The organism is Streptomyces aureus (assembly GCF_001418135.1).
In the GTDB taxonomy this organism is placed as follows: Bacteria; Actinomycetota; Actinomycetes; order Streptomycetales; family Streptomycetaceae; genus Streptomyces; species Streptomyces aureus_A.
The window spans coordinates 1-2210 of sequence record NZ_LIPQ01000561.1; the positions used below are offsets into that span (position 1 = coordinate 1).

Sequence of the window (2210 nt, forward strand, 5' to 3'; positions counted from 1 at the left end):
GGTACAGCCGGCTGGTGGCGCGGGTGCCCTGCGCCGGCCCCCACGACGGGAAGGTCCTCACCCAGCACCCGCTGACCGGCACCTACCCCGGGAACGAGGACGCCCGGGAACGCGCCGGGCGGGCCTGCGCCGCCGCCCGGGAGGGCTCCCGCCGCGGGGACCTCTGGTACACCTGGTCGTCCGAACACGACTGGACGGCCCGGGGCGAGGGCCGGGCGACCTGCTACACCGTCAGCGGGCCTGGCGCCACACCCCCGGCTCGTACCGCGTGAGCGGGGAGCTGAGACCCGGTTCCCGGGCGGTCCTCCCAGGCGTCGGTGGAGAGGTGGCGGATGACCTTGCGGCCGCGGCGAGCGGGAGCAGGCCCGCGGGCAGCGGCAGAAGTCGTCTCAGCGGGCGGGCTCCGGGAGGTGCGGGAGGGTGCCCCAGGGGTGCGCGCCCGTGCCGGGGACGGCGCAGTGCACCGGAGTGACCGGGCGGACGCCGGGCGGAGCCGCGTACACGAGGTGGCAGTAGTGGGCGGCGACCGGCAGGTCGAGCGTCCGGTACGTGTCCCAGGGGCCCTCGAAGGTCACGAGGAGGTCGGCGAACTCCTCGTAACCCGGGTCCGGATGGGCGCCGTGGTTGAGCACCAGGGTCGCCGCCCCGGCGGACCGGGCCGCGAGCGCGAGCCGGCGGTAGTGGGCGAGGGCGTCGGGTGCCGTGGACACCTGGTCGAGGAAGGCGCCGTCGGTGCCGTACCAGTCGCGGTGGCGGAGCAGGTCGGTGACGACCTCGGCGTGCGGGCGGCGGCCGTAGGCGGTGTCCACGTAGCCGAGGAGCCGGACCCCGGCCGCCCGTAGCCGGGCGGTGGCCTCCGCGAACGCCGCGTCGGGTGCCTCGCCCGCGCCGCTCGCCGGGTTGACGACGACGCCGTACAGGGACGGCGCCGCGTCGACGAGGGCCGACCAGGCCTCGGGCCGGTCGGCCGGGTGCTCGTAGAACGGCACCAGGAGGAAACGATTCACGGGCCGGGTTCCTAGGGGTGTCTTGTCGATCAGGCCGGATCAGGGAGCGGCGTCCGGTGCCGTGCGTCAGGGCGGAGGAGGGGGCATGTCGGAGCCGTGCCGACCGACGACGACGCGGCGAGGTGCGGCACCGGACGCCGCGAGCCCGGCCTGATCGGCAGGACATCCCCTAGACGCGGTGGGCGGTCGGTCGTACGAGCAGGACACAGGTGAGGACGGCGAGCACGGCCGCCGCTCCCCCGGCCGCGACCGGGCCCGCCGCGGGTTCCAGCGTCTGTGCCGCCGCCGCGAGCAGACAGACGGCGGCCGCGCTGAGCACCGCCCCGAAGGCCTGGAGCAGCAGTCCCAGCCAGAGCACGGTCCCGATCAGGAGCAGGGTGACGAGCCGCGGCGGCGTCGGCCAGGGCGCCCCGGGCCAGGCCAGGGTCACGGCGACGGTGAGCGTGACGAGGACGCCGAGGTAGCCGCCGAGACAGAGCACGAGGGTGCCGGTGACCGCGCGGCGGAACTCGCGCGCGGTGGCCAGGGTCCTCAGCCGGGTCAGGCTCTCGCCCCGGAAGCGGTGCAGCAGCCACTCGGCGGGCCCCATGGAGAGGGTGAGCGCGATGACGGCGCCCGCACCGCTCACCAGGGTGTCGCCGATGCCCGCGTGGAGCACGAGCAGACCGCTGCCGAGGCCGAAGAGGCCGTACGGGAGCGAGGCCCCGCGCGGGGGTCCGCCGCGGCCCGCCGCGCCCGGCCGGGTACCCGGCCGGAGGACGAGCCCGGCGAAGACGACGCTCGCGGTGAGCGCGGCGAGGAGGAGGCCGGCGCGCAGGAGGTCGGGCAGGTCCCAGCGGAAGGCGGGGACGGCTCCGGCGAGCGGCGCCAGGGCGCAGAGCAGGGCCCGTTCGCGGCCGAGGACCAGGAGCACGGTCGCGGCGGCGAGGTAGACCGACTGCCCGGCGGCGAACAGGGCCGCCGGTGTCTCACCGGGGGCGGCCGCCGCGAGGGCGACGACCGTACCGGCGAGGGCGCCCGCCGGGGCCCCGAGGAGCAGGGCGCGGGCGGCGGCGGGCCGGTCGCCGAGGCCCAGCCAGGTGTACGCGCGGTGGGCGAGGGCCTGGTTCCAGACCCAGCCGGTGACGGCGCCCGCGAGCAGCGGAACCGTTCCGCCCGGGAGCCCGAACCGCCCCTGCTCCCCGGCGAGCAGCGGCGCGGCGA

Annotated in this window: 2 protein-coding genes and 1 pseudogene; 1 reads left to right on the plus strand and 2 read right to left on the minus strand. The window is 77.3% G+C overall.

Going from position 1 to position 2210, the window contains the following annotated elements:
• A pseudogene (locus AOK00_RS33895) lies at positions 1-272 on the plus strand (hypothetical protein); the annotation flags it as partial.
• A 117-nt stretch (positions 273-389) separates the two neighbouring features.
• Here the strand turns inward: AOK00_RS33895 and AOK00_RS33900 are convergent.
• Together AOK00_RS33900 and AOK00_RS33905 are read right to left on the minus strand one after the other, a co-directional pair.
• Positions 390-1007 (minus strand): spherulation-specific family 4 protein, encoded by a 618-nt coding sequence (locus AOK00_RS33900; protein WP_055603976.1) that lies wholly within the window; start codon positions 1005-1007, stop codon positions 390-392.
• Positions 1008-1176: 169 nt separating this feature from the next.
• Positions 1177-2210 (minus strand): hypothetical protein (locus tag AOK00_RS33905; RefSeq protein WP_055603977.1); only part of this gene is annotated, 1034 nt, incomplete at its 5' end.